General features: G+C 54.7%; 13 protein-coding genes and 1 pseudogene. 3 read left to right on the top strand and 11 right to left on the bottom strand.

The features are described 5' to 3' along the window. Positions 1–84 precede the first annotated feature (84 nt). A complete protein-coding gene (locus ACT3RW_RS01075) occupies positions 85–321 on the bottom strand; it encodes a hypothetical protein (protein ID WP_444612526.1) in 237 nt (78 codons plus the stop codon). After that, positions 318–785, bottom strand: a complete 468-nt coding sequence (locus ACT3RW_RS01070) for a hypothetical protein (RefSeq protein WP_444612525.1) — start codon at positions 783–785, stop codon at positions 318–320. Before ACT3RW_RS01070 ends, ACT3RW_RS01075 begins: the two co-directional genes overlap by 4 nt. A gap of 313 nt (positions 786–1,098) precedes the next feature. On the opposite strand from ACT3RW_RS01070, the gene ACT3RW_RS01065 reads away from it, so the two are divergent. Further along, entirely contained in the window at positions 1,099–2,688 is a 1,590-nt protein-coding gene (locus ACT3RW_RS01065; protein ID WP_444612524.1) for an IS1634 family transposase, read from the top strand. Between the two features lie 406 nt (positions 2,689–3,094). On the opposite strand, the gene ACT3RW_RS01060 is transcribed toward ACT3RW_RS01065, so the two are convergent. Both ACT3RW_RS01060 and ACT3RW_RS01055 read right to left on the bottom strand, forming a co-directional pair. Next, positions 3,095–3,499 carry a hypothetical protein gene (locus ACT3RW_RS01060; RefSeq protein ID WP_444612523.1) on the bottom strand — a complete coding sequence of 135 codons (405 nt, stop codon included), beginning with the start codon at positions 3,497–3,499 and terminating at the stop codon, positions 3,095–3,097. Positions 3,500–3,504: 5 nt separating this feature from the next. Then, positions 3,505–8,235, bottom strand: a complete 4,731-nt coding sequence (locus ACT3RW_RS01055; protein ID WP_444612522.1) for an RHS repeat-associated core domain-containing protein — start codon at positions 8,233–8,235, stop codon at positions 3,505–3,507. Positions 8,236–8,254: 19 nt separating this feature from the next. Between ACT3RW_RS01055 and ACT3RW_RS01050 the strand changes: the two genes are divergently transcribed. Continuing rightward, positions 8,255–9,532 (top strand): ISL3 family transposase, encoded by a 1,278-nt coding sequence (locus ACT3RW_RS01050; protein ID WP_444612521.1) that lies wholly within the window; start codon positions 8,255–8,257, stop codon positions 9,530–9,532. Here ACT3RW_RS01050 and ACT3RW_RS01045 read toward each other — a convergent pair. From ACT3RW_RS01045 to ACT3RW_RS01025, 5 genes are all read right to left on the bottom strand, one after another. After that, on the bottom strand, positions 9,518–10,813 hold the full coding sequence (locus ACT3RW_RS01045) for a DUF6531 domain-containing protein (RefSeq protein ID WP_444612520.1): 1,296 nt from the start codon (positions 10,811–10,813) through the stop codon (positions 9,518–9,520). The two genes, ACT3RW_RS01050 and ACT3RW_RS01045, sit on opposite strands and share 15 nt — an antisense overlap. A gap of 198 nt (positions 10,814–11,011) precedes the next feature. Beyond that, entirely contained in the window at positions 11,012–11,428 is a 417-nt protein-coding gene (locus tag ACT3RW_RS01040; RefSeq protein ID WP_131090639.1) for a DUF3151 domain-containing protein, read from the bottom strand. Between the two features lie 2 nt (positions 11,429–11,430). After that, a complete protein-coding gene (gene fbaA / locus ACT3RW_RS01035) occupies positions 11,431–12,453 on the bottom strand; it encodes a class II fructose-bisphosphate aldolase (protein WP_131090640.1) in 1,023 nt (340 codons plus the stop codon). Positions 12,454–12,614: 161 nt separating this feature from the next. Then, the gene (locus tag ACT3RW_RS01030) at positions 12,615–14,012 is read right to left on the bottom strand and encodes a peptidoglycan DD-metalloendopeptidase family protein (RefSeq protein WP_444612519.1); all 1,398 of its coding nucleotides are present in this window, start codon (positions 14,010–14,012) and stop codon (positions 12,615–12,617) included. A gap of 106 nt (positions 14,013–14,118) precedes the next feature. Next, positions 14,119–14,775 carry a TrmH family RNA methyltransferase gene (locus ACT3RW_RS01025; RefSeq protein ID WP_131090642.1) on the bottom strand — a complete coding sequence of 219 codons (657 nt, stop codon included), beginning with the start codon at positions 14,773–14,775 and terminating at the stop codon, positions 14,119–14,121. Positions 14,776–14,913: 138 nt separating this feature from the next. Here ACT3RW_RS01025 and ACT3RW_RS01020 point away from each other — a divergent pair, with 138 nt between their 5' ends. After that, entirely contained in the window at positions 14,914–15,756 is an 843-nt protein-coding gene (locus ACT3RW_RS01020; protein ID WP_131090643.1) for an HAD-IIA family hydrolase, read from the top strand. 150 nt (positions 15,757–15,906) lie between these two features. Here the strand turns inward: ACT3RW_RS01020 and ACT3RW_RS01015 are convergent. Further along, positions 15,907–17,583: pseudogene (locus ACT3RW_RS01015) on the bottom strand (FAD-binding dehydrogenase). Between the two features lie 137 nt (positions 17,584–17,720). Beyond that, positions 17,721–20,051 (bottom strand): glycoside hydrolase family 3 N-terminal domain-containing protein, encoded by a 2,331-nt coding sequence (locus ACT3RW_RS01010; RefSeq protein WP_444612518.1) that lies wholly within the window; start codon positions 20,049–20,051, stop codon positions 17,721–17,723. Positions 20,052–20,059 lie beyond the last annotated feature (8 nt).

Below are 20,059 nucleotides of genomic sequence, written 5' to 3'. Positions count from 1 at the left end.
CGTAGTTCCTTGCAGATGAATAGTTTTAGTCGACATCCATCTTCGCAGAGGACTGCGAGCCTTACTTATTTTGGGGTCACCACGCTAAAAATCGAAGAGCCCCTTATCGTACGGGACGGACATATCATCAACGCCACCCCAGCCCGCGCGAACAAGCCCACTCAACTGCTTCTTTAGATGCAGGATCTCAAGTGAATCAGTTGTTCCTTCTATGGCTTCCTTGAATTCTTTTAAAGCTTCCGCCCAGTCGGGTTTGTCTATTTCAAGAAATGAATCAATAGCTATCTCAAATGCTTCGTTCGACTTTTTATCTATTTTCATTCCAAGCCCCAAGGGTCGCTAATTTCAACTAATTTCTCCTGATCGATTTGCCACTCTTCACGTTCTGGATATCCGTATTTCCTAGGTATGTGCACCTGTCCACCGCCACCTTCAAAGAGCTCACCAGTCTTCGCATCGCGTTGTGGCGCTACCCAGCCTGAATATTTTGCAGCACCCGACTCCCAGCGACCTTCAAATCCAAGATCTACTGTATTGCGGGTCAGCGGCTTTCCATCTTTACGCGGCCAATGGTACGGAATGGCCTTATCATGACGCACCGCCATCTCGTCCATGGGACGGTCTCGCGACCAGAACCCACCGTATTTATATCCTTTTTTGAGCGCGCCAGAGTCTCCTGCTCGGAACAGAATCTCTCCTCGTTTCGTGTATCCCGATCGATAGAACCCAGCCGTAAACGTCTTCCTCATTTCCGCATTCAACCATTTAGGCTTATAGGCAGTCACGCCACCCGGCAGCGCGCCAGCAAGCGTTGCATCTCCAAGTTCACTCAGGCTAAAGTCACCATCATTGTTGACCAGCTACTCCACAGTGCTAGATGTCGCGCCCTCAGCCGCTCCGCTACCAGCACCGATAGTCGCCCTAGCACCGAGGCTCAACGATTTTCCAGCAGTCTTCGCTGCAATAAGCGCTCCCGACCCCCTGTTTCGTGCCATGTTTTGAAATCGGAAAACCGATATGAATGTTGACTTGCAGCTTTAGGTGGCACCAAAGCGTGATGTGGTTACTAAAAATAGGTATTTCGGTACGCTGAAGAGCATGGGATCACGATTCATTCGCAAAGTTCGCACCGCATCCGGTGCGATAGCAGTGCAAATCGTGGAGAAAAACGGCAGAACCGTGATCGGCATTGAGCATCTCGGCTCCGCCAACACCGACGAAGACCTTGCCGTCCTGCTTGCTTCAGCCAAGGAACGGCTGCTTCCTGGCCAGGACACCTTGGATTTCAGTGTCGAGCAAAAACCCGTCGCAATGGGTGATCTTCCGAACTGGACCGCTCAAGAACTACCCGCAGAAACACGCTCCGCAGGCAGGCCACGCAGCGCACCGGTTGCTGCCGACGCGAAGGTAATCGCTTCGCCAGCCACTGAGCTCTGGGAGATCCTCGAAGCAGCTTACGACCGGCTGGGATTCAACATCCTTGATGACACTGCATTCAAAGCCATGGTGCTGGCGAGGCTGATCGAACCCACCTCGAAAGCCCAGAGCATTCGAGTGCTCCAACAGATCGATGCACCCCACCCGTCCCTGCGTACGCTGTTCCGCAGCCTGGGCGCCTGCATCGAGAAGGACTACCGCGACCAGCTGGCCAAGGGCATGGTCGCCTACCGGTCAGCAACCGCAGGCCTGGCATCCTTAGTGATGTATGACGTGACCACCTTACATTTCGAGGCGAAAGACGAAGATAAGCTACGCAAAGTCGGGATGAGCAAAGAACGCCGCGTCGACCCGCAAATCCAGGTCGGGCTACTCGTGGACCCGGCAGGATTCCCGCTGGAACTGCACATGTTCGAAGGCAACAAGGCCGAAACGACCACCATCATTCCCGTGCTTCAAGCATTCCAGGCACGCCACGGAATCACCGACTTGGTCGTAGTCCCTGACGCGGGCATGCTTTCAGCAAACAACCTGAACGCGATCGAGGATGCCGGATTCAAGTTCATTGTCGGCTCCCGGCTGACCAAGGCACCCTATGACCTGCAGGAGCATTTTGATACGAAAGGCAATCGGTTCACCAACGGGCAGGTCCTGGAATCCACGCGGGTGATGGGCACCGGGAAAAACGCTCGGGAACGTCGGATTGTTTATCAGTGGTCGGCCAAGCGTTTTGCTAGAGATAACCGCAATATCAACCTCATGGAGCGCAAGGCTTTGGCGGTCGCCGAAGGGAAATCGCCGATGAAGAAAGTGCGGTTCTTGAAAGTGTCAGGGGCAGAGAAGGAGCTGGATGAGAAGGTCATCGAGCGGGCCAGGATGCTGGCCGGGCTGAAGGGCTATGTCACTAATATGCTCGTCGATTCTGTGCCTGCCACGCTGGTGATCAGTGCTTATCACGACTTATGGCAGGTTGAGGCGTCGTTCAGGATGACGAAATCGGATCTGCGGGCCCGACCGATTTTCCATCGTGAAAAGGATTCCATTGATGCGCATTTGACGGTGGTGTTCGCGGCGTTGGCTATTGGCCGGCATTTGCAGGAATTATCTGGTGTGCCGTTGAAACGGCTGATCACCGATCTGAAAGCTATCCGCTCAGCGAAAGTACTGATCAATGGCCAAGTGTTGACCTTTGCAGCGCAGGTCCCCGAAGGGTTGGAAGAAGTGCTTACGAAGCTTCGTGGTGGTTACTAAGGCATTTGGCACGACACAGGTCCGGAGACGGGCAGCTCGTTTCAGCTCAGGACTGGTCAGAAATTTTCATAAATTTCACTGATGCGGTGTGCCGGGTTGTGCTCTTTTAGCTCGATCAGAAGCGAAACGAGAGTCCTAAATGCATTGTGGAGTTCGGTGTCTTTTTAGGTTCTCGCTTGCAGGTGGCATTCACTCGTGCGGGGCCATGTGGCTATTGAGTGCATCCCGGACAAATGTTGTCATGATATTTGTCGCGACACTGCGTCAACATCGTACTTCTATTCATTTCTTTACACTCTTTAGGCTTCATCTAGTGGCGCATATACATATGCTATTAGACAGGGCACCGGATGCGTCTTGCTAGTTTTCCAATGTGGAAAATGGTGGCGGGCAACCTGTCAGAACTTCAGCGCATGCCCGCGGCTTCCGCAAAGATCTCCAAGAACTTCAATTCTCCAAAAACGAAACCTACACCGAGCAGGAAGTTTACAAGAATAAAAATACGCATTGATACTTTTGATTCTTTAACCTCGTCAGGTTTCCTCTTATTTTCAGCAATACCCTTCCTTAGCTGTCTTAGTAGAACTAATGAAGCAATGGGCATCGCTAGTAGCGCGTATATTCCGAGTCCGTTTCCGTGTCGCCCGGCACCTTCGAGACGCGTGCCAAGGGGAATGGTTAGAAAACCAAAGATGGCCAGAATGCAAGTCACGATGATGGAAACTAATAAAATTTTAGTTGCGTTTTTTCCATTATTTTCTACCTCCGTGCCATTCACCTGATATTTTTTCTTTGAGGCTGGCTCGTTCATGTATGTCACTTTTCGTTATGTTGTTCACTTAGTTGGTCGACAGTCTGCTCAGTCGCAAACTTAAGTCCTTCCAGACCGGTGCCTGCCGACTGACCAGCTGCACCATACCCAAAATACTCGAAAAGTGACGGATCGAGGTGACGCCAATTTTCTGGAACTGAAGCATCATCAAACTTCGCTCCAGGGAAATGAGTCATAGCGGCGCCGGTCCCGATATTCCATAGGTGATCTCCGGTCGTGATTTCTTCACCGTTTATACCCTTCTCGGTATAAAGCGCTGCTTCGCTGCCCGCCGCACCAAGTCCATAACCCACGTATCTTGAATAAGTCGCGTTGGGTATGAGCTTAGTGATTGGTCCAGCCCCGCCAAGAGTACCGCTTACCAATCCGCTACTGTAGGCTCCAAGACCTTCTCGGAACGTAAAACCACCGTCAGGTTCACTCCTGTCATCCGTCAAGTATGCCCACCCCAAGTTCCCAGCACCCTCGACTTGGGAATTGGCCACACTCGTCTTCCACATGTCCGACCAATTTTCCTTAACGAAGTTGGACGTCCCTGTCCTCACGCGATTGGTAGCCGACTGCGCTCGGGACCGGACCTGACTTGATAGCCCACGATAATATCTAGTGACGTCGTTCCTAATATAGCCAGCACCGTTCCTCACGTGTCGGAGCTCTGATTTAGCAAATTCAGCAATACCTCGATAGGTCGTTGTAGCTCTTGCTTTCAGAACCTGAGCTTGAGCGCCGATACTCTGCCGCGCACTTATCAGTGCTCCCTTAGCATTCTGGGCAACACCGGGAAGTTTGGAAGCAAGGTTTTTCGCTGCGTTAGTAACACCGCCAATTGCCTTTTTGCCAACATTGGCTATGCGACCTGTCAGCATTGATAACGGTTTGGACCCGAATTTCATTAGAGGGCCAGTGACAGCCCCAATCAAAGCATCTGTTCCTACCTTTGACCAGTCAGTCGCCCCCGTCGTGAGCTCCTGGGTGGCCATAGAAACACCACCACCAATCATGGCACCAGAAGCTACCATTAGGGCGACACCTGCTGGTCCTCCAACACCAGTACAGGTCAAGGCGACACCAGCCACCGCGAGACCAACGCCAGCAATAACTTCCCAATGCTCCCCAACCCAATGGCTAGCCTTATTAAGCCAACCTTGATTCGCATCAGAATAAGCCTTGAGCTCCTCAGCGCTCACCGGTGACAAACCCAGCGGGTCAATCTGATGTACCGGATCATTACCCGCATACGAATAAGGATTCGAAGCCCACCCAGCACCAATAGTCGACTCCAACGGATCCGTGCTCAAAAAACCTCGGGTAGACGGGTCATACAGACGCGCGCCAAGCCAATCCAAACCCCGCACATTCAACTGCCCATTACCCGTGAGTTGAACATGCTCAGGCAAACCTGGAATACCGGCCAACGGGCTAACAGCCATTGCTTGCTGTGACCATGGAGTTGCAGGATGCGAGGAATGCTCACTGCGCCAGCCAGAAACCTGTAGCTGACCATCAATGATCGTGTTTCCTGCTGGTCCGTGCGTGAGCGACGTTTCCCCCACGGTGAGCAGTTGCGGCGTCGCAGCGTTGGTGTCCCACCACAAATCAGTACCATCAATTTGGGCGAGGTCACCTAAAGCATCGACCCAAAGATCCTGCTTTGTAGACGCGCCCGTACGTGCACCCGTCGCAGGATCCAATAGTGCAGTGGTGATCGAGGACAAACGGCCCGACGCATCCCAAACGAATACTCGTTCCTGAGCACCATCGTGTTCACTGACTCGACGTCCAGCGCCGTCGTAGCTGTAGGACACCGTTACAACATCACCATCAGGTGCCGTTGACGTACGTGAGATCAGCTGGCTCGCAGCGTCATATACGTAGTCGGTGGTGATTCCCCCATTGGATTCACGGATCAAACGACCGGCAGTGTCATACACCCACTCAGTATTCTGTGAACCCGAAGTATCGGCAGCAGAACCTGCCGCCTCCGTTCCGTTCGCCGCATAGGCTCCAACCAGCTGATGCGCCCCATCAAAGGCGTAGCGCGCCTCGACGCCATCAGAACTTTGAACACCAGCGATACGTCCCAAATCATCACGAGAAATATTGGTGGCTACTGGATCCTGGCCATCGCCAGAGACCTCATGGCGGCTAATCGCACCGTAGGCGTACTCCCACGACTGAGTCACCGAGGGATGCGAAGCATCCTTCGGTTGTGCAGTAGCTGAAGTCAGCTCCCCCTCGTGGTTATAGGTGTAAACAACCTGACCGAACACGGGATGCTCCACCAACGTCACGCGACCAACAATGTCATGACCATACGAGATGCTCACACCCGTCGGATCGGTGACCGAAACGATCCGACCCTCATTGTCATAAACCCACGATGGGCCCTGACCGTCACGGGTATGTGAGAGAAGATTCCCTACACCGTCATAACGCAACACATGCTCAACAGAGCTGTTTTCATTCTTGGTGTGATCAGTGATGGTCACGCAACGGCGGGAAGCATCACGCGCGTACTCAGCCAAAACACGAGTTGGGGTGCCTACTGTTTTCAGGTTGCCGGCATTGTCGTACGTCCAGCGCACTTCTTGTTCATCACCGGTGCGCTGCCAGATCAAACGACCTGCAGCATCATAACCAGCTGAGGTCTTACGTCCTAGCGGATCAACCTGCGCAACCAGGCGTCCTGCAGCATCGTATTCTCGCGTGGACACGTTGCCCAGAGGGTCAATGGTTTTCACCAAGTTACCCGTCACGTCATACTCGTACTGCGTGACTCCACCAACACCATTAGCAACGGCCGTGAGCTGACCGGCAGCATCATATTGGAAACGTCGTGTACCGTGCAGCGGATCTTGCAACGCGGTAATCCGACCGCACGCGTCGTACTGGAAGCGGGCAGCACCCTGAGCAATCACGCGGCCTAGCCTGTCGTAATAGGTGCGTTCGCTCAGCCAACCATCTACAGCTTGCGGATCTTCACTACTGAAGTGACGGGCAACCACCCTGGAATCAGCATCGTATTCCAAACGGACTTGAGCACCGGAAGGATCAGTCATCACGCTCGGACGTCCGGCAGCATCATACTCATACCGGGACGCTGCGCCACTTGGTGAGGTCTCTTCGATCATGCGGCCAGCTAGGTCATAAGAGAATTTGGTCAGGTGTCCTTCACCGTCCAAGAATTCAACAACACGACCAGCTAGGTCATAGACCATAACTTCTGCTGAACCGTCACTAGCAACGGATTTAACCGGACGCCCAAACTCATCAAATTTGATGGTTTCTTTGCTGAACGCATCAGCCACCGTCAGCGTCTTAGCCTTCTGATCAATCGAGGCTGATTCACGCACACCTGTCGGATCTACGGTGGCCGTCAAATCACCATTCACACCGTATTCGTTACGCCACAATCCACCGAGCGGATCCGTGACTGAAGTCAGCTGTGAAAGTAGGTCGTGTTCGAAATTCCACTGTGCACCATTAGCTAAGGTGACCGTCTCTACATGCCCTAGGTCATCGTAGGACTGTTCAGTGGCACGGCCCAACGGGTCAACAGTGGAGACAAGCTGACCATGGACGGGATCGTATTCATAGGCTGTTCGGCCACCGGTCGGGTCAACGCTGGCACAGATTCGGCCATTAGTGCCGTACTCATACTGCCAAGTTCCACCTTCTGCGTCCGTGAGTCGGACCAAATTTCCTACGGAATCGTAGGCGAAAGTTGTGATCGCGCCGGAGGGACTAATCGCCCGGATAAGTCGTCCAGCGCTATCGCGTTCATAAGTGGCGGTGTTGCCAAATGCGTTGGTGACCGTGGCCAGATCACCGAATTCGTCATAGCCCAAGGTGACGGTGACGCCTGTTGGGTCAACAACTCGGGTGAGCTTTCCGTGCTCCCAAGTCATCTCGGAGCGACCTCCCATTGGGTCAATGACCACCGTCGGGTTGCGTGTCACCCCAAAGGCCGAACCGGAGCTTAAGTCTTTGTCAGAGTATTCAAACTCAGTGGTGCCGCCATTGCCGGCCACCACAGCAGTAATACGGTCAAATTCATCGTAGCCGTAGGTTAGTTCTGCGCCGTCGCGGGTTTTGGTACGGATTCGGCGTCCACGGTTGTCGTACAGATGGCGAGTCACGCCACCGTCACGCTCAATAGAGTTGAGCAAGTTGCCGTGCTTGTCATAAGACATGCGCTGCTCTTGATCGTTACCATCGGTGATGCTGATTAGGCGGCCTTGCGGATCTGAAATATAGGTGTTCGAACGTGAACCGTCCACATCAGAGACGCTAGTGACCAGACCCGGAAGGTACGCGAAACGAGTGGTACGACCGAATTCAGAGACGCTAGTGACCAGACCCGGAAGGTACGCGAAACGAGTGGTACGACCGAATTCAGAGACCTGAGTGGTGACACGGTTTTTCTCGTCATAGGTGTTCTCTGCTTCAACAACGCCGTGGGCATCAATGACCTTGTAAATCAGGCCAGTAGCATTCCACTCATAACGTCGGGTACCAGCACCGGTAGCAGTAACCGAGATGAGCTGACCGGCGGTGTTGTACTCATAAGATGCCGTGCGTCCATCGCTGGAGGCTAGTTTGGCAATGCGTTGCTCTGGTGCTTTTGGAGGCTCTTCGATTTTTAGCGTGGTGACCCCAAAATAAGTAAGGCTCGCAGTCCTCTGCGAAGATGGATGTCGACTAAAACTATTCATCTGCAAGGAACTACGAGCCGTGATCAAGGATACCGGGTCAATCGACCCTGCGTCGATTCTGTTGAACCTCACCGACTACCGCGTCATCACCGTGACCCAAGCACCTGTCGGACGGCAGGTACTTGTTGAGCCCGCCGCCACCGAAGCGGCATGTCCTTCCTGCGGGGTGCTAACCACTAGGATCCAGGCAAGGCCAATACACCGGGTGAAAGACGTGCCAGTAGGCGGCACAGACCTGCAAGTCATGGTGCGCAAACGACGGATGGCCTGCCAAGAAACTGGCTGCTCACGGCGTTCCTTCGTGCAAACCACCGAACAGCTACCCTTCCGGGCCAGGATCACCACACGACTTTCCCAACAACTCGTGGACGAGATGAGTAGTGAGTTACGTGCTGTTTCTCGGGTCGCAGCGGCGCATGGGGTGTCTTGGCCTACGGTCATGACCCGACTTAACAGTGTTGGTGAACTCGTCGGGGACGTGAACCGCATGTTCATCCGCCGACTAGGCATCGATGAACACCGATTCCGCAAAGTCCGCTACGCCCGAGGTCGGAGGGGAAAAGTCGTTCGCATTGAGCCATGGTCGATTGTGTTTACGGACCTGGATACCGGCAAGATCCTGGACATCGTGGACGGACGCCGCGGCGCAGCAGTGAAGAAGTGGTTCAAATCCAGGCCAAGGTATTGGCGTCAACGCGTCCAATACGTTGCTATCGACATGTCATCAGAGTTTCGTAAAGCGGTGCGAGAGAATCTGCCGAGGGCGAAGATCAGCGTGGATCATTTCCATGTGATCCAGCGTGCGAATCTGATGATTACTCAGGTGCGCCGACGCAGGTCCCACGAAGTCTTTGACCGTCGCGGCCGGGTGTCTGATCCGGCGTATAAGTATCGGAAATTATTGACCTGCAACCTGGAGAACCTATCCATCAAGCAAGTGGAACGGTTGAAGTTGATCCTGGAATCCGATCCTGAACTGGGTGTGATTTACGGGATTAAAGAACACGTCAGGCAGTTGTTGAATGCCACGGATGTCCATGAGTTCCAGGCCCGGTGGGCGGTGGTGGAGAAATCCGTGAAGGCCACGAAAATGGTGGAAGCGAAGTCCTTATTCCGCACGCTCACGGCTTGGCGAAGGGAACTGTTGGTGTTCGTGCGTACGAGGTTGACCAACGCTAGGAGTGAGGCGGCGAATCTGACGGCGAAGAACCTGAAACGTATTGGTCGAGGGTACCGGAATCATGATCATTACCGGGTGCGGATACTCTTGTATACGGCGGGGCTACGGCCGTGCTGAGCATCCTGCGCCACGCTTAACTTTTAAGAGCCCTTTTGGATCCTCGGAGGCTACTCGCTGCACGCTGATCCAGCGACCAAATTCATGCACAAGTCGGGAGACACGAGCGTTCTCATCGCGTTGCACATCGACACGAGTGCCTTCGCCCTGGGCGCTATACAGCCAGTGGCCAGCGTTGTTGAATCCCCACTGCGCCCCCTCATTGGTGGAAACAATAAGAAGTTCTGAGTCATTGATAGTGTGCTTGGTTAGCCAGTAGCTGGCAGCATTGGCGCGACCCCAGCCGTCACCTTGACGGGGGAAGAATAGTTCACGCCCGTCAGACATGACGCACGTAGCACCTTCAGCATCCAGTACTAGCCGAACGTTGAGGACGCTGTCCCAACCTGGGCCAAAAGACCCATTGGTCTCGGAGATGCTGTTGTACATGCGTTCAATGCGCAGCGACCCGGCGGCTCCGGCAAAAGCTAAATCGAGCTCAGGCTCAATGAAGTTACCGTTGGCGGTATTGATTGGGTCAGAGGCGTAACCGGTTGTAGTCTCGCCGCCTTTGACTTGGGCCGCGGGGATTTTCAAATCTGTGCGGCTGGCGTTCACTCCGGCGTTCTTCAGCGCAGAGAACAGGGAGGCGTTAGAAACGGTGCCGACATTGCCTTCGCTGCCAGCCGCCTCGAAAGCATCAGCCACGGTGCGAGCCCAGGTGACGTCGTTTTTGTTTGCAGCCATCCAGTCGTTGAAAGCTTTGATGACTCCGTTTGCATTCAGTGAGACAAACTGACACTGGCTAGCGAAGTTGGAAAGTTGTGTGCTCAGCGCTCCAGGAAGGCTCGACAGATCTTCGTTGAGACCCGCGGAACCGTTGGCGTAGGAGCGAAGATTTTTGGGATTCCCTGAGGAGACACCGTTAGAGGCCGTAGCAAGTTCCAGAGGACTCTGACGCGCCAGGCCTTTTGATTCGATGGCCTTAGGTGGCGACATCGGACTTGATTTAGGTCCAGTCGGGGCGGGTCCCTCGAGGTGGAAAAATTCTTCAACTTTCCCTCGCCACGAATCTTTGTGTTCGTAGTACTCACGAGCGACTTTTCGCCGTTCGTTTTCTTCCTTTGCCTGGCTCGCCAAATCATCGGCGGCTTCGGCGACTTGATCAAGTTGCGTCGCAAGCTCAGTACCGTCGGCTGAGGCGGTCTCCGCGTTAAAGGCGAACCCTTCCGCGAATCCACCCTTAAAGTCTTCACTACCCGTGGAGACGAAGGATTGCCTACTGGAGTGTTGATCCCTCACGCTTTGTGCTGCTGAACGGAATTTTCCGGCAACTGTATCGGCAGTACTGAAATTAAAAGTGAGATTTTCAGCTGCGTACCTCGCCTGCTTGCAGAACGCTCATAATGTTAGTTTCTAATTTCCTTTACTACTCAACTACGCACCAAACGGCGGTTCTTCCCCAAAAGGGAAGAACCGCCGTTTGCAGAGTCAAAATACTTACTTGCCGGCTTCGATTTCAGCCTTGGCAGAAGCATCCGAATCGTTCAGGAACTTGCCGATGCGATCAACTTCTTCAGCTTCACCGATGGCTGCAGCCGCACGGCCCAGCGCATACAGCGAACGCAGGAAGCCGCGGTTCGGCGCGTGGCTCCAAGGAACTGGTCCCTGTCCGCGCCAACCGGCTTTACGCAGCGAATCCAGACCACGGTGGTAGCCAACACGAGCAAACGCGTAGGACTCCACAATGCGGCCTTCGCCGTGCGCTTCATCAGCCAGCAGTGCCCACACCAAAGAGGATGATGGGAACTTGGCGGCCAGGTCCGTTGGCTCATCGCCAGCTTCAAGGCGAGCCAAAACCTCAGATTCCTCAGGAAGCAGAGTTTCTGGAATGCCCAACAGGTTTTCGCCAGCCATATTTACTTCAGCGACTTTCCGGCCGAGCCCAGCTGACGAGCAGCTTCAACGATGCGAGCTGCCATGCCCTCTTCAGCCTTGGCACCCCAAACGCGTGGGTCATAGGTCTTCTTGTTGCCAACTTCGCCGTCAATCTTGAGCACGCCGTCGTAGTTGCCCAACATGTGGCCAGCTACTGGACGGGTGAATGCGTACTGGGTGTCGGTGTCAATGTTCATCTTGATAACACCGTAGGAAACAGCATCCGCGATTTCCTTATCGGAGGAGCCCGAACCACCGTGGAAGACGAGGTCGAATGGGTTAGCCTTGCCGATCTTGCCACCAACCTGAGCCTGGATATCCTTCAGGATCTCCGGACGCAGCTTCACGTTACCTGGCTTGTACACGCCGTGTACGTTACCGAAGGTCAGTGCGGTGATGTAGCGGCCCTTTTCACCGGCGCCCAAAGCGTCGATGGTAGCCAGTGCATCTTCAACGGTGGAGTACAGCTTGTCGTTGATAGCGTTTTCTACGCCGTCTTCTTCGCCGCCCACTGCGCCGATTTCAACTTCGAGGATCTGCTTGGCAGCAGCGGTGCGTGGCAGCAGTTCTGCAGCAATACGCAGGTTCTCTTCAAGGGTCTCAGCCGAGCCATCCCACATGTGGGAGTTGAAGAATGGGTCGCGGCCTGCAGCAACTTCTGCTTCAGATGCAGCCAACAGTGGCAGCACAAAGCTATCCAGCTTGTCTGCTGGGCAGTGGTCGGTGTGCAGGGCGATGTTGACGCCGTACTTCTTGGCTACTTCGCGAGCGAAAGCTGCGAAGCCCAACGAGCCAACAACCATGTCCTTAACGGAGGCACCGGACCAGTAGGCGGCACCGCCCGTGGAGACCTGAATGATGCCGTCAGACTCAGCTTCAGCGAAGCCGCGAATAGCGGCATTCAGGGTCTGCGAACTGGTCACGTTTACTGCTGGGAAGGCGTAGCCGCCAGCCTTGGCAGCGTCGATCATGGCATTGTACTTATCGGGGGTTGCGATAGGCATGCTTCACTCCTGGTGATTAGCGAGGTTTCGCGTCTCCATTGACGGCGGTTCGCCATCCATCCTATCGCCTAGGTCACTATCTCAACCTAAAATCTCATATCGTGACACGGTAAAGAACCTGTATTTGCAATGCAGAGCGCCACCACCTCACGGATGGTTGCTTATTGGGTTATCGATGCTGAGCTGCTGGCGCTACCTGTTGTACTCGGGGTAGCACTGCCACTCGAGCCTTCTGAGCCTGTTGGCGAGCTAGCGCCACTCTTCTTTTCCTGCGTGCTGCTCACCGTTGGCGCGGGCGTAGTCGGCTTTTTATCCGGGGAGCTTTGAACCGGTGGCACCGAATTCGAGGTGGTGGGTTCAGGCGCCTTAGTTGTAGGCGTCGGCGAAGGAATCTTTGTTGGCGACGTACTAGGCGCTGGCTTCGCACTAGGTGAAGGCGCCTTGGTGGTGCTTTCGGGCGGCGCAGTTGAGGTACTAGGACTCTTTGTTGGGGTAGGAGTCTTAGCCTCGCTGTGGGTCGGTGTCGGCTTGACCGTCTTAGTTGGCACCGGACGCGGCTTGGGAGCTGGGCTAGGAATGTATGGAGTGTCGTTCTCCGGAACAATAATGTCCGGATCCGGCTGATTGGTAGAAGGTGCGGAGCTTCGTGGAGCACCACTCTTTGGAGCAGAGTTTGCGCCGACGGTCAGACGCTGGGAATTGATCATTGCCTGACGCTGGCCAGGGATCAAAGGCAGGTAGTTGCGTGGATCGTGCCACCGACCATCAATGATGACTTCAAAATGCACGTGGCATCCGGTGGAATTACCGGTGGTACCGGCCAAGGCGATCAACTCGCCCTGTTGTACGTGCTGCCCCACCTTAGCGATGAGCTTCGAGTTGTGGCTATAGCCGGTTTGGATATTTGATCCGTGATCGATGCTCACACGCATGCCAGAGTGGCCTGCCCATCCCGAAACGCTCACCGTTCCATCTTCAGAGGCGTAGACAGGAGAGCCACAAGATACTGGGTAGTCCTGACCAATGTGGATCTGGTTTCCGGCACCGGTAGGGTTCGAACGCCAACCATAAGGGCTAGAAATTCGGCGTGAAGTCACCGGGTGCATCAACTGCAGGTCTCCCGGGAGCTTGCCAATCTCGCCTACCGTGCCAGCCAAAAGTGCAGTACTGGCGGTATTTTCTTCTTCGCTTTCGGCACTCTGTTCCGCGTCCACGGTCTCAGCTTCTACCACTTCGGAGGCATCTAAGGCACCGGCCACCATTCCGATGGGACGTCCGTCGATGGCAAGTTGCCTACCCGAGGCCCCAAAAGCATTCAGCGGAGCATCAACACTGACAAACACCGGCCCGTAGGCCAAGGAAGCGTCAGCGACGGCGTCCATGGACACCTGGACGTTCCCCTGACGAGTATCAGCTGGCTGGGCTACCAATGGGATTGCTAATGCGCCGGTCAATCCCAGGGCCGCAATCACCGAGGCTGACCACACAACTGCTGGTCGTTTCGTTCGGTGTAACCCGGGCAGAAGTAAGTCATGATTCACTTGATGACGACGTTTCACAGCCACTCGCTCCCAGATCACATTTCCATAACTGGATTCCAGAGTAAGCTGAAAAAAGTAACTAATCCAGATGCTCGACTAATACTCATGAGTATTAATTTCTCCGTTACCCCACCTGTTGCCCAAAAACGTGTCTGCGGATCCATGCGTGCATGGCAATTCCAGCGGCCGAGGCCGCATTGATAGAACGCGTTGAACCGAACTGTTCAATTGACAAGGTGTCTTTGGCTGCCGCATGAACTTCAGGGCTTAACCCGGGTCCTTCCTGGCCAAACACCAAAACACAATTCTTTGGAATGTCGTAGGTTTCCAAAGGTACGGAGTCAGGGAAGATATCGATCCCCAAAATGGTCAGCCCCTCGGATTCCGCCCAGGTAACAAAATCATCGACCGTTGGGTGATGACGCACGTGTTGGTAACGATCGGTCACCATCGCTCCCCTGCGGTTCCACCGGCGACGACCAATAATGTGGACCTCTTTGGCGAGGAACGCGTTGGCACTTCGCACCACCGTGCCGATATTCATGTCGTGCTGCCAGTTTTCAATGGCGATATGGAAATCGTGGCGACGCTCATCCAAATCCGCGATGATCGAGTCCATGTTCCAGTAGCGATACTTGTCAGCAACATTGCGACGATCACCGTTGGCTAGCAGCTCAAGATCATACTTTTCGTCGGTTGGATGCTCCCCTTCCCAAGGGCCCACTCCAATGACATGCTGCTCGCTGGGGTCGTTTACTGGTTCCTGCGTTTCTTGATTCACGTTATTAAGCGTAGTTCTTTCTAATCGTGCCCTTGTTCACGGCGCAATTCTCCAAGGCTGTGTAGTCTTTTTAGTAGCAGGGGATTCTTTCAACGCAGATAGCTCCCACCACAATTTCATCAGGGAGGACTTCACCTCGTGACGACTACCAACCGCGCTGCCCGCACTGTCCACGACATCAAGTGCTGGCTTACTGACATGGACGGCGTTCTTGTCCATGAAAATCAGGCTGTTAAGGGTGCCGCAGAGCTGATGAGCTACTGGCGCGAAAACAACCTGCGTTTCCTAGTCTTGACCAACAACTCCATTTACACCCCACGTGACTTGCGTGCCCGGTTGCTGGCTTCCGGCTTGGACGTCCCTGAAGAAAACATCTGGACCTCCGCGATGGCTACCGCTGAATTCTTAGCTCGCCAGCGTCCGGGTGGACGCACCTTTGTTATCGGCGAAGCCGGGCTAACCACCGCGTTGCACGATGCCGGATTCATCATGACTGACCAGAATCCTGACTATGTGGTTTTAGGCGAAACTCGCACCTACTCCTTCGAAGCGATCACCAAGGCGATCCGACTGATTGAAGGCGGCGCCAAGTTCATCGCAACCAACCCTGACGCTACCGGCCCATCGGCAGAAGGTCTGCTGCCAGCCACCGGTGCCATTGCTGCGCTGATTTCTCGTGCAACCAACCGCGAACCATATGTAGTTGGCAAGCCCAACCCGATGATGTTCCGCTCTGCTTTGAACCGCATTGATGCACACTCGGAAACCACTGCAATGATTGGTGACCGCATGGACACCGACATTGTTGCTGGCATGGAAGCTGGTCTACTTACCGCTTTGGTCTTCACCGGCATCACCGCCCGTGAAGATATGGATACTTTCCCATTCCGTCCGGACCTTCAGTACCCATCCGTGGCGAACCTTCACGCAGAACTGGCCAAGGACGCGGTAGTTCCTGAAGCCAAGGAAGCTAAGAAGTAACCAAATCCAGAACCATAAAGAAGCGGCCGGAATTTTCCGGCCGCTTTTTTCATCGGTGTTGTAACCGGGATCAGCCTCACTCCGTTGACCATGGGCCGCCGCGATTTCGCATCATGCTCAGCTAGCTACGGTCATGGTTTATCCCCCCGCTCAGAGCACTTGAGCCAACGAGCGACCAACTGTTCTGCCGGTGAAAATACAGCCACCAAGGAAAGTACCTTCCAAAGCGTTGTAGCCGTGGGCCCCTCCGCCGCCAAAACCGGCGGCTTCACCAGCGGCAAGGAGTCCGGGAATCGGTGTTCCGTCTAAACCGAGCGCACGACCCGCAAGGTCAGTCTGGATTCCGCCGAGAGTCTTGCGCGTAACGACCCATAGTCTGACCGCTATCAGCGGACCATGTTTCTTATCCAGGATCTTATGCGGTTTTGCCGTGCGGAAGAGCTTATCGCCCAGGTACCTGCGGCTGTTCTGAATACCGATGGTCTGCGCATCCTTGGAGTACGGATTGTCCACCTCGTTATCCCGAGCCTTCAGGATGCTGGCAATCTCATCAAGATCAAGCAGATGGTCTCCGCTCAGCTTGTTCATGGAGTCAACCAGCTGCTCAAGGGTATCGGCCACTGCGAAGTCCTCACCATATTTTTTGAAGTCCTCCACCGGACCGGTAGCCGAACGGCCAAGCCTGCTTTTTATGAGCAACTTCACGTCTCGGTTGGTGATGTCGGGGTTCTGTTCTGATCCGGAGAGTGCAAATTCCTTTTTGATAATTGACTGGTCAAGGATGAACCAGGAGTAGTCGTAGTCACGGATATCTTCTGTTGTGCGCAGGATCTTTAGCGTGCCAAGAGTGTCATAACCTGGCAGCCCTGGAGCGGGAAGTCGGCGCCCACGGGCATCAAGCCAAATCGATGATGGCCCAGGGAGGATCCGGATGGCATGGGAAGGCCAGATTGGGTTCCAGTTCTGTAGCCCTTCGGTGTAATGCCACATGCGGTCGCGGTTTACTAGCCGAACTCCGTGCTCATTGGCAATATCAAGCATGCGCCCATCAACATATTCGGGTACCCCGGTAATCATCTTTTTAGGCGGAGTTCCCAGAGACTGTGGCCACCATTTTCTGACTTGTTCGTGGTTGCCACCAATCCCGCCACTAGCAATAACTACTGCCTGTGCGGTGAATTCGAAAGTGCCGATTGCTTGACGGTTCGAAGGTGCTCCGCGCTTGGCCGTCTCTGGAGCCAAGACTGTTCCGTGCACGCCGGTGACCTTATCTGCGGTGAAGACTAGCCCATCAACCTGATGTCGGAAGGCAAACTGCACAAGACCTGATTCGACCGCTTCACGTGCCTTATTGGCAAAAGGTTCTGAGATTCCGGTGCCAGTGCCCCATGGGATGTGGAACCGGGGTACAGAGTTGCCGTGACCATTGGCAGCGAAGCTGCCACGTTCTGCCCAACCGACCAAGGGAGTGAACTTCACCCCCTGCTCTTGGAGCCACTGGCGTTTGTCGCTGGCAGCAAACTCAACATAGGCGCGCCCCCACTTCTGCGCCCATTGATCTTCGGGATGTTCACCGTCCAAGCGATCCCACCCGGCTGACCCTTGCCAGTCTTGTCAAGCGAGGTCAAAAGAATCATGTACCCCGAAGCGGCGCTGCATCGGGGTATCAACCATGAAGATTCCGCCAAAAGACCAGAAGGCCTGACCGCCCAGGTTCGCGGCGTTCTCCTGCTCAACGATCAGTACTTTCTTGCCGGTCTTGACTATTTCGTTGCTCGCAACCAGACCGGCAAGACCAGCACCAACAATAATGACGTCCGCGTCCATCAAATCCACCCCAATTATTCTGAGGCCGATTGATCACCTCAGGCTTTGGATTCGAACTGTACTCACTAGAAAATGAATTGAATACTGCTGGTGGCTACTCTCAGGCACATCGCTACGGCCTCAAGGCCTGCCTGGAGCTAGTCGATTCTCACCGGAGTATCCATGACTCGACCTTCTTTGAGCTCACGGACGTGGCCAACAATCCGGAATTGTCCCTGAAGGCGCAGGTCCTCACTGCTTGAGCCAACCGTCGCGATGAAGTTGCCCGGTTCCACAATTCTGCGCCCAGCTAATCCAATAAATGATGTTCTATCCGCATGCACGTCGAAGGTGACCCGCGTCGAAGCACCAGCTTCCAACTGAACTTTGGCAAAACCAGCTAACCAACGTCGCGGACGCACCACCTGTGAGACCTCATCCGACAAATACAGTTGGACTACTTCCGCGCCTGCAAATCCACCAGTGTTTGTGATCGTCGCACTGATCTCCAGGTTTCCTTCGGTTGAGATTTCTGTGTGGGATAGCTGCAGCTCGGATATCTCAAATTCTGTATAAGAAATGCCGTAGCCGAATGGATAGAGCGGACGGGGATCAAGATTCGAAACTCCGTCAGAGTGCCAACCCAGCTTGGGCGTCAGGTAGGTTCCTGGCTGTCCGCCCACATGGTCAGGAATCTGCACCGGCAATTTGCCTGATGGATTCACTTGGCCGGTCAGTACCGCAGCGAGTGCGGGGCCACCTTCGACACCCGGCATGAAGCACTGAACGATGCCTGCCGCACGATGGGCGAACTGTCCGAGCGAGTAGGGGCGGCCGGTGACCAAGACCAGCACGGTAGGTGTTCCGGTTTCTAAGACCGCTTCAACAAGTTCGGCCTGTCGCCCAGGCAACTTCAGGTCCACCACGTCACAGCCTTCACCCGAAGTTCCACGCCCAAAGAGTCCGGCTAGATCTCCAACTGTCACCACGGCAACTTCCGCGTTACGGGCGGCCTGAACGGCCTGTTCAATTCCACTGTCATCGAGGTCGGTGAAGTCCACGCCACGAACATACTCAATGTTGCTTCCGGCGAGCGCTGGGGAGTCCTCAAGCGCTTGGAGAATGGATACCATTTCGACGCCATAGTCCTCGTGTTCAGCGAAGCGCGAGTACACGTGGTTGGTAAAGGAATAACAACCGAGGTGGGTGCGTGGCTGTGTGGCGCTGGGGCCGATGACCGCCATGCGTGCCGGACTTTTGAGTGGAAGGATCTGCTCATTACGCAAAAGAATAATGGATTCTTCGGCCATGGCCCGGGCATGCTTTCGATTCTCGATCGAGTCCAGTTCCGTATCATCACCTAGCCATGCACCCCGCGGGTCATAGTCAGGATCCAGCAACCCGGCTTCAATCTTTTGTGTCAGCACCCGGCTCACCGCGGTATTTAGCACGTCTTCATGTAGTCGCCCAGCACGTACCGCCTCAGCCAGATTGGCGAAGGAGATGGTTTCAGGTAGCTCCACGTCCATGCCGGCCGAAAGCGCTAGCAGCCCAGCAGCATCTTCGCTCTCGGCAATTTCGTGCATGCTGTGTAAGAAGCTCACGGCCCAGTAATCGGCCACCACGGTGCCGGTGAAGCCCCAGCGTTCACGCAGGACTTCGGTGAGTAGCCGGCGGCTCGCGGCCGGTGCTTCACCATCAATATCCGCGTACGAGTTCATTACTGACGCCACTTGTGCTTCACGCACTGCGCGTTCAAAAGGTGGGAAGACCACATCTTCCAAAGCACGCGGACCAATTGATACCGGCGCGTGGTTACGTCCAGCTTGGGAGGCAGCGTAACCGGCGAAATGCTTCAAGGTGGCGTTGACTCCAGAGCCCTGAAGTCCTTTCACGTAGGCGACCGCTAATTCTCCGACTAGGTGTGGGTCTTCACCGATGGTCTCTTCAACGCGTCCCCAGCGGTAGTCACGCACTACATCCAAGACCGGAGAAAGACCTTGATGTACACCCATCTTTTTCATATCTGCACCGATGCGTGCGGCCATCGATTTGATGAGTTCCGGGTTAAAACTCGCTCCCCACGCAATAGATGCCGGATAGCAGGTAGCCCCCAAGGTGGTGAATCCGGTAAGACATTCCTCGTGGGCGATGGCCGGGATGCCGAATCGGTTGGCAGCAATAACTTGTTCTTGGAGTTCAGCCAACCGGTCTCGCCCCTGGCCCGGATCTACGGGGACAGTGCCAAAGGCACGGGTGATGTGCCCCAGCCCGTTCTGGATCGCAGTATCAAAGCTCGGGCCGCCGCTGAAGGTATCAGCCATGGGTGCCACGTTGGCTTCACTATCGTGGTTTTCTTCCTCTGGACGGATCCAGTAGGAACCAAGTTGCCCCGCTTTTTCTTCGAGGGTCATCTGCTCCATAAGAGCAGCTACGCGCTGTTCGGTTGGCAATGCGGTATTACGCCAAGTCTGCTCGGCAGTTTTCATGAAAGTCC

This window comes from Glutamicibacter sp. AOP5-A2-18, from assembly GCF_052446055.1.
GTDB lineage: Bacteria > Actinomycetota > Actinomycetes > Actinomycetales > Micrococcaceae > Glutamicibacter.
Note: the sequence above shows the minus strand (reverse complement) of the source record. Positions and strands in the feature narration are given on the sequence as shown.